Here is a 7,852-nt window from a genome sequence, read left to right as displayed (position 1 = left end):
ACACTGGGGGCACCGCCCCACCCCCCCCCCCGCGCGTCGCCCGCCCCGCGCCGGCGCCGGCGCGGGGGGGGGCCCCCCCCCCCCGCCGGCGGCGGCCCCCCCCCCCCCGGGGGGGGGGGGCCCCACGGACCGGTCGTTTCGTGCGGGCCTCAGACGACGGAGGGGTCGAGCAGTCCGGCGCGCAGCCGCTTGAGGATGCGGGTGATCAGGCGGGAGACGTGCATCTGGGAGATGTTGAGCTCCTCACCGATCTGGGCCTGCGTGCGCTCCTCGACGAACCGCATGTGAATGATCCGGCGCTGACGCTCGTCGAGTTCGGCGATCAACGGTGCCAGCGAGTGGAAGTCCTCGACGAGTTCCAGCGACGGGTCGTCCTCGCCGATGAAGTCCGCGAGTACGGCCTCGCCGTCCGCCCCGCCGTCGGCGGTGAGCGCGGCGTCGAGAGAGGAGGAGTTGTAGCCGTTGGAGGCCTTTCGGGCCTCGATGACCTCTTCCTCGGACAGGCACATCAGCTCGGACAGCTCGCGCGTGGTCGGAGTACGGCCGAGGCGGGTGCGGAGTTCCTCCGTCGCCTTCGCGAGTTCGACCCGGGCCTCCTGCAGACGACGGGGCACATGGACGGCCCAGCTCGTGTCGCGGAAGAACCTCTTGATCTCACCGACGATGTACGGCACCGCGAAGGAGGTGAACTCGACCTCGCGGGACAGCTCGAAGCGATCGATGGCCTTGATGAGGCCGATCGTGCCGACCTGGACGATGTCCTCCATCTCGCCCTGGCTGCGGCTGCGGAAGCGCGCCGCCGCGTACCGCACGAGGGAGAGGTTCATCTCGATGAGGGTGTTGCGCGCGTACTGGTATTCGTGCGTGCCTTCTTCCAGCACGGCCAGTCGGTCGAAGAACGGCCGGGACAGTTCGCGGGCGTCCTTGGGGCTGATCTTCAGCGGCTCGTCGATCTGAGGAAGGATCGCCTCCTCTGCCGTCACTGCCTGCTGTGCCGTGTCCGTCGCGTTCGCCTCCGCCACGGCTGCCATGCCGTCCACCCCAAATCTCCGAAGGAATTGATGACAGGGCGCGTCTGCCCTGCTTCATGTGGGTCATGCCTGCCGGTTTCGGAAAATCTCTGGAAGACGATCTTCCGCGGATGTCCCGGAGCCGGACCGATCCTTGCTTCCCCATGCAGCCGTCGTCCGGATGCAGTTCGCGCAGTGTCTTCCGGCGGGCGCGCCGGGCGGTTCGGTGGACGGGTCCCGGGGCAAAGGAGCGCCGGGGCGCACCATGGGCGGTGGCCGGAGTCGCCGGGCGGCGGGCCCGGGGCAACGGCCGCCGCGTAAACTGGGGTTCGGGGTGAGCACGTGGGCATGGAGCAGCGAGAAGGCAGGATTCCGCCACTTCTGACCCCTTTGTGCCTCGGGACCGAGCCTCCTGCCGCGCGCGGCCAACAGCAGGCCCTCTCACAGCGTTGTCCTGTCGCGGAGTTCGCCGGACGGCGCGCTTCAGCGGTCGTGGCCCTTGTGCGCGGTCGCGGTGCGACGGCCGGCCGGCAGGGGCGATGACATGACGCCCGCGACTCCGTCCGCCGAACCCTTCGCCCACCCCGCTCTCCTCTACGACGGCGACCGGGAGTACGTCGACGGCACCGTTCCCTTCGTGCGGGAGGGCCTGGCCGCCGGGCATCCGGTCGCCGTGGCCGTGCCGGTCCGACGGCTCGGACTGCTCCGGCCCGCCCTCGGCGCGGACGCGCACCACGTCCGCTGGATCGACATGACCCAAGCGGGACGGAACCCCGGCCGGATCATTCCCTCGGTGCTGCGTGCCTTCGCCGACGCCCACCCGGGCAGGCGCGTGCGCATCGTCGGCGAGCCGATCTGGGACGGGCGGACGTCCGTGGAGTACCCGGCCTGCGTCCAGCACGAAGCGCTGATCAACGCGGCGTTCGGCGGACGCGACGTCACGATCCTGTGTCCGTACGACGCACGGGCCCTGTCCGAGGACGTGATCGCCGACGCCCACGCCACGCACCCCGTCGTGATCCGCGCGGGCCGGCGCAGGGTCAGCCACGCCTACGACCCCGACGGCGTGCTCGCCCGCTACAACGAGGCGCTGCCGCATCCGCCGGGAGCGGCGGCGGTCCGGTTCGACGCCGAGTTCCTCCCGGCCGCACGGGACTTCGCGGTCGACGAGGCGCGCGAGCGGGGCATGGGACCGGCTCGCCTGCAGGACCTTAACCTCGTCGTCGCCGAGCTCACGACCAACAGCGTCGTGCACGGGGGCGGTTCGGGGACCCTGCGGATCTGGGCGGAGGACGACCGGATCGTGTGCGAGGTGCAGGACGAGGGGCGCCTTTCGGACCCGATGGCCGGGCGGCGCCCGGTGCGGCCCGACCAGATCGGCGGGCGCGGACTGTTCCTCGTCCACTTCGTCTCCGACCTCGTCCGCGTGCACACCGGGAGCGCCGGGACCACCGTGCGCAGCTATCTCGCCCGCACCTGATCTCTTCCGCCGCCCGCCTCCCCCGCGGTCAGCCCTGCTTCGCCGTGGTGCCCCGATTCGCCGTGGTGCCCCGACGTGTGCGGACCGGCTTCGCGATTGCGCCAAAAGGGTTGTGAGAGGGGGTACTTGTGAATGAAGGGGCGACAGGCGGGCACACGAAGGCCAAATGGAGAGAGGAGCCCTCGCCGTGCTCGTGCCCGACCCGAAGGTAGTGCGGAGGCTGTTGACCCGCTACGCGACACTGAAGATCGCGTATGCCGAGAAGGAGACCCTGGAGACAGCTCGCGCGCTCGAGGACGTCACGTACACGCTCTGCGTGATGACGGGGACCAACCGCGTCCACGACGCCGTGGCCGCCGCGGACGCCCTGCTGGTCGCCGCGGGCGGACAGCGCGGACCCGCCGACGACGAGGGACGGGAACAGACGCCCCTCCCCATGGCGCGTGTACGGCAGCCCGTCGAGACGGTCGCCGCGCACGGTCGGCCGGCCACCGTGCCCGGCAGCCGGGGCGGCGCCGTGCCCGGGACGCTGGTCTGACGGGGCGTGCCGTTCGCATCGTGCTGGTGAGGGGCGGGGGGGGGGGGGCGCCCCCCCGCGGGGGGCACGCCCCCCCCCCCCCCCCCCCCCCCCCCCCCCCCCCCCGCCCCGCCCCCCCCCCGCCGGCGCGGGGGGGGGGGGGGGGGGGGGGGGGGGGGGGGGGCGGGGGGGGGGGGGGGGGGGGGGCGCCCCCCCCCCCCGGGCCCCCCCCCCCCCCCCCCCCCCTCACCGGTTCCGTCCTCAGGCGCCCGGCGCGCCCGTCCGGTCCTCGGGCGAGGGTTGCGCCGTTCGGGCGTCCACATGTGCGAGGGCCTCGTCGACGCTGTCCGCCAGCGACACGGTGAGACTGACCCCGGTGAGGTCGAGGATGCGCCGCACGGCCGGTGTGGGAGCGATGACGTGCACGCTGCCCGCCACTTCGCGTGTCTCCTGGTAGCCCCTCAGGATGACGTTCATCCCCGTCGAGTCCATGAACGGGACGCCCGACAGATCGAGAAGGAAGTGCCGGCGTCCGTGATGGAGCTGATTGGCCAGATGGTGGTGCAGCTCCGTCGCCGTGTCGATGTCCAGGAAACCGTCCACGGCCAGCAGGGCGGCGTCCTCACGGGGCACGGAGACATCGATGGACAATGGATTCTGGGCTCCGGACATGGCTTCCTCCCACAAGTAAGACAAGTAGGAGGCCTGGTAACCCGTTTGTTCGATTCGACGCATCGCGGACACGGATCTTTTTCGCCCGGGCCGCTACTCGCCCCGATGTCGCCAGTACCAGACGATGCCCGTGGCGGCCGCGCAGAGGAAGATCACAGGGAGGATCAGTCCCGGGATGCGGTCCGCCGTCATGGCAGGGTCCCGGCGGGTGGCCGGGCCGAGGAGTCACCGGTGTCGGGCATTGCGTTCCGTTCGCGACGAGGCGTGGGCCCCCGGGGTGCGCGCGGCGACGGGAGCAGGACGTGCGACGCTCGCACCCCGGGTGGCGTGAAGTCAATGATGGCGGCAGGACCCCCGTCGAGTCCCGGCCCGCGGAAGCGGACTTGTGTGCGAGGGGGTCCCACGGCGTTCGTCGCTCAGGTGCGAGCCGAGCGCACCCTCGGCGCCCGGCGGCGGTCAGTGTCGTCCGCGCAGCCTGCCGAGGAGTCGCTGCGCCTGTGCCCGGCGACGGGGGTCCGCGGCCGCCCGTCGCACCTCCTCCGTGGCGCGCCGGCCCTGCGGGCTGCGCGCGAACTGCTTGATCCGGTCCACGATTGTGGGCATGACGGTCCTCCAGGCAGGGGTTCGCGGTGGTCGCTCGTACCGTGCGGCTACCCCGTCGCCGCCGGTGCAGGCCCGCGCGTCGGGGCGTGGCGGGCGGCGACCCCACGCCTCGGTCCCGGTCGTCTCCCGCTCGCCCGCCGGGCGGGCGAGCGGACGCGACATCTCTGGGCAGGGCCAAAACACATGGTGACCGCCACGGATGTTCTCGGAGGGACTTGGGGTGAGCGACTTGCAGTCGCACCGCCGGGCGCGAGATGGTTGTCGGAAGGAAACAATCCCAGCCGACCGGAAAGGTGGTGGGCCCGCCTCCGCGGGCCCTTGCTCGTGGACACTTCCCAGCAGCCCCCTGCCAGCCCGCGCAGTGTCGGCCTCGGCGCGACGTGGGGATCCGCCCCCTACCCCGTGGTGGTCGCGGACCCATCCGGTGGCGTGGTCGAACTGAACGCGGCCGCGGCCGCGCTCTTCCCGGGCGCGGTCACCGGCTCCTGGCTGACGGACGTGACCCCGGCGTGGATCGCCGACGCCCATGCCCGCGTCCGGACCCGCCCGGAGGGCGGCGAGTTCAGGTGGCCGGCCCACGGCGCGGTCGGGGACCGGACCTTCGAGGCACATCCCACCTGCACCGACGGCGGCGACGTGACGTGGTGGCTGGTCGACGACACCGACCGGCGGCTGGCCGAGGACGCCCTCAAGAGCGAACGCGAGCGCACCGCTTTCCTGGCCGGCGCGTCCAGCGCCCTGCTGTCGTCGCTGAACGTGGAGCGCTGCATGGAGGTCACGGCCCGCCTGGCCGCCGAACACCTCGCGGACGCCGCGGTGATCGTGGCGCCGCCGCGCGGCAAGAACGTACCGCTGACGTACTGCGGGCCCGACGGAGCGGTCACGCACCGCACGGTGCAGGAGAACATCGACCTCCTGCCGGGACTCAGCGACGCCCTGCGCGGATTCCCGCCCGTCCCGTCCCGCTGGATCGATCCGGCCACCGTGCCGGCGTGGGCCGTCCCCGACGGCTTCGCACAGCCCGTCGGCTCCGCCGTCGTGACACCGCTGCCCGGCCACGGGGTCCCGGCCGGCGCGCTGGTCCTGCTCCGGGCCGGCGACCAGGCGGCCTTCTCGGAGGGCGAGGAGATCTTCGCCCGGCTCTTCGCCTCGCGGGCGGGCGCGGCCATGTCGGCGGCCCGCATGTACGCCGAGCAGGCGGCCATCACCACCACGCTGATGCGTGAGCTGCTGCCGCCGCAGCTGCACAGCGTGCACGGCGTGGAGTTCGCCGGGAAGTACCGGCCCTCGGGCCAGGCCGACCGGGTGGGCGGCGACTTCTACGACGTCCACCCCGGTACGGACGCGGGCCAGGAGTCCCTCGTCGTCCTCGGGGACGTGTGCGGCAAGGGGCTGGAAGCCGCGGTGCTGACCGGCAAGATCCGCAACACGGTGCAGGCGCTGCTGCCGCTGGCCGACGACCACCAGCGGCTGCTGAGCCTGCTCAACGGAGCGCTGATGAACTCCCATCACGCCCGGTTCGCCACCCTGGCGCTCGCCTCCGTCGTCCGCCGCGGCGGCAATGTCCATCTGCGCGTCACCAGCGCGGGCCATCCCGCACCGCTGATCGTGCGCGCCGACGGGCAGGTCGAACAGGCGCCCACACGCGGGACGCTCGTCGGCGCGTTCTGGGACATCAGCTCCACCACGGCGCACCTCGAACTGGCCCCGGGCGAGACCTGCCTCTTCTTCACCGACGGCATCACCGAGGCACGCGGCGGCCCGCTCGGCGACGAACTCTTCGGTACCGAGCGACTGGAGGCCGCGCTCACCCAGTGCGCGGGCATGCCCGCCGAGGCGGTCGTGGAGCACGTGCAGATGCTCGCGGCCCAGTGGGTCGGACGGGGCGGCCACGACGACATGGCGACCGTCGCCGTCACCGCACCGCACCGCACCACGCGCACCTCAGCGCGGTGAACGGCCACACCCGGGGCAGGTACACCGCATGACGAGACGTTGCGCCCACGCCGACGGCGGCGTGGCACTCGACGACGCCAGGGAGCGTCTGTGGTCCGCGGTGCACGGCGGCGACGAACACGGCGCGGTCGCCGTCGTCCTCGACGCCGCGAGATCCTCCGCCGACCTGGAGGCGGTGCTGCTCGACCTGATCGCCCCCGTCCAGGCGAAGGTCGGCGTGGAGTGGGCGGCGAACCGGCTGACCGTCGCGCAGGAGCACACCGCGACCGCCATACACGAGCGCGTCATCGCGGCTCTGGCCCACCACCCCGACCACCGCGCGGGCGTACCGGCCGGCCCCCGCGTCACCGTGGCGTGCGTGGACGGCGAATGGCACGCCCTGCCCGCCAGGCTGCTGTCCGAGGTGTTGCGGCTGCGCGGCTGGGACGTCGACTTCCTCGGCGCGCACGTGCCCACCCCGCACCTCATCGCCCATCTGCACCAGACGGGCCCCCAGGCGGTCGCCCTGTCGTCCTCCATCCCCACTCACCTGCCCACGGCGCACAGCGCCATCACGGCCTGTCAGGCGACCGGCGTCCCCGTCATCGCGGGTGGCGCGGCGTTCGGACCCGACGGCCGCTACGCCCGCGCGCTCGGGGCGGACGCCTGGGCGCCGCACGCCAGGGAAGCGGCCACGATCCTCGCAAGGGGCCTGAGCCGCCCCGATCCGCTGGCAGCCCACCAGGCCGTGGACGACCTGCCGCATCTGGCCGACCAGGAATACACCATGGTCGTGCGCACCACGCACCAGCTCGTCAAGGGGACGCTGACGGAACTGGAGGACCGGTTCGCGCCGATGCGCGGCTACACGGAACGTCAGCGCCGGCACACCGCCGAGGACATCGCCCACATCGTCGAGTACCTGGCCACCGCACTGTACGTCGCCGACGACGAGCTGTTCGCCCGGTTCATCCTGTGGACCGCGGACATCCTCACGGCCCGACGCGTCCCCGCCCGCAGCCTCGATGCCGCTCTCGACCTGCTGGCCGCACAGCTCAAGGATTTCCCGCGCGCCTGTCACGCACTGGCCCATGCACGGGAGGCGCTCAGGACCCGAACGCCAGCACAGAAGATCCCCGGCCCCGGAAAGCCCGCATGACCACTTCACATCCTCCGTCCTTCTCGCTCACCGTCGAGGTCGAGACCACCGAAGCCGTGGTCCGCGTCGTCGGGGATCTCGACCACGAGACGTGCGACGAGTTGGTGAGCACCGTCCGACAGACCCTCGCCCGCCGGGCCGGTGGGCCCGACGGCGTCCTGGGGCTGCACGTGGACTTCGCCGGACTCGACACCATCGACTCCATGGGCCTTTCCGCCCTGTTGATGATCCGGCGTCAGACGGACGCCGCGGGGATCCGTCTGTATCTCGACGAGCGCCCGGCCGGCCTGGAGCGGCTCCTCGACATCACGGGAACGCTCGCCCACCTCACCGCCCCCTGCGACGTGGGACGGGGCGAACAACGCCCCGGAGCCGGCTGACTCCCCGGCGGGGACCTCGGACGGAACAGGGGCGCGCGGGCTGCCCCCGGGCGCGATCACGGCAAGGGAAAGTCGACCGAATGCAGGCCGGACGAC

At 72.6% G+C, this 7,852-nt stretch carries 7 protein-coding genes and 1 pseudogene; 5 read left to right on the top strand and 3 right to left on the bottom strand.

Annotated features, from left to right (window positions below):
• Window positions 1-149: 149 nt before the first annotated feature.
• The gene (locus ACZ4IF_RS40170; protein WP_426680014.1) at window positions 150-1,031 is read right to left on the bottom strand and encodes an RNA polymerase sigma factor SigF; all 882 of its coding nucleotides are present in this window, start codon (window positions 1,029-1,031) and stop codon (window positions 150-152) included.
• A 523-nt stretch (window positions 1,032-1,554) separates the two neighbouring features.
• Here ACZ4IF_RS40170 and ACZ4IF_RS40165 point away from each other — a divergent pair.
• Window positions 1,555-2,490, top strand: a complete 936-nt coding sequence (locus tag ACZ4IF_RS40165; protein ID WP_467572773.1) for an anti-sigma factor RsbA family regulatory protein — start codon at window positions 1,555-1,557, stop codon at window positions 2,488-2,490.
• Between the two features lie 166 nt (window positions 2,491-2,656).
• Complete coding sequence (locus tag ACZ4IF_RS40160) at window positions 2,657-3,028, top strand: DUF5133 domain-containing protein (RefSeq protein WP_467572770.1); 372 nt, start codon at window positions 2,657-2,659, stop codon at window positions 3,026-3,028.
• Between the two features lie 240 nt (window positions 3,029-3,268).
• Here the strand turns inward: ACZ4IF_RS40160 and ACZ4IF_RS40155 are convergent, their stop codons facing one another.
• The gene (locus tag ACZ4IF_RS40155; protein WP_467572766.1) at window positions 3,269-3,679 is read right to left on the bottom strand and encodes an STAS domain-containing protein; all 411 of its coding nucleotides are present in this window, start codon (window positions 3,677-3,679) and stop codon (window positions 3,269-3,271) included.
• A gap of 456 nt (window positions 3,680-4,135) precedes the next feature.
• Window positions 4,136-4,282, bottom strand: a complete 147-nt coding sequence (locus ACZ4IF_RS40150) for a hypothetical protein (RefSeq protein ID WP_345645782.1) — start codon at window positions 4,280-4,282, stop codon at window positions 4,136-4,138.
• Between the two features lie 324 nt (window positions 4,283-4,606).
• On the opposite strand from ACZ4IF_RS40150, the pseudogene ACZ4IF_RS40145 reads away from it, so the two are divergent.
• From ACZ4IF_RS40145 to ACZ4IF_RS40135, 3 genes and pseudogenes are all read left to right on the top strand, one after another.
• Window positions 4,607-6,270: pseudogene (locus ACZ4IF_RS40145) on the top strand (PP2C family protein-serine/threonine phosphatase).
• Entirely contained in the window at window positions 6,267-7,376 is a 1,110-nt protein-coding gene (locus tag ACZ4IF_RS40140; protein ID WP_467572762.1) for a cobalamin B12-binding domain-containing protein, read from the top strand. The pseudogene ACZ4IF_RS40145 and the gene ACZ4IF_RS40140 overlap by 4 nt, the downstream one beginning before the upstream one ends.
• Window positions 7,373-7,756 carry an STAS domain-containing protein gene (locus ACZ4IF_RS40135; protein WP_467572759.1) on the top strand — a complete coding sequence of 128 codons (384 nt, stop codon included), beginning with the start codon at window positions 7,373-7,375 and terminating at the stop codon, window positions 7,754-7,756. The genes ACZ4IF_RS40140 and ACZ4IF_RS40135 overlap by 4 nt, the downstream gene beginning before the upstream one ends.
• Window positions 7,757-7,852 lie beyond the last annotated feature (96 nt).

Source organism: Streptomyces sp. NPDC025784 (assembly GCF_055558435.1).
Note: the sequence above shows the minus strand (reverse complement) of the source record. Positions and strands in the feature narration are given on the sequence as shown.

Coding starts and splice junctions, on each gene's coding strand:
- ACZ4IF_RS40155 (WP_467572766.1), bottom strand. CDS start 3,679: ATGTCCGGAGCCCAGAATCCATTGTCCATCGATGTCTCCGTGCCCCGT.
- ACZ4IF_RS40140 (WP_467572762.1), top strand. CDS start 6,267: ATGACGAGACGTTGCGCCCACGCCGACGGCGGCGTGGCACTCGACGAC.
- ACZ4IF_RS40165 (WP_467572773.1), top strand. CDS start 1,555: ATGACGCCCGCGACTCCGTCCGCCGAACCCTTCGCCCACCCCGCTCTC.
- ACZ4IF_RS40170 (WP_426680014.1), bottom strand. CDS start 1,031: ATGGCAGCCGTGGCGGAGGCGAACGCGACGGACACGGCACAGCAGGCA.
- ACZ4IF_RS40135 (WP_467572759.1), top strand. CDS start 7,373: ATGACCACTTCACATCCTCCGTCCTTCTCGCTCACCGTCGAGGTCGAG.
- ACZ4IF_RS40160 (WP_467572770.1), top strand. CDS start 2,657: ATGGAGAGAGGAGCCCTCGCCGTGCTCGTGCCCGACCCGAAGGTAGTG.
- ACZ4IF_RS40150 (WP_345645782.1), bottom strand. CDS start 4,282: ATGCCCACAATCGTGGACCGGATCAAGCAGTTCGCGCGCAGCCCGCAG.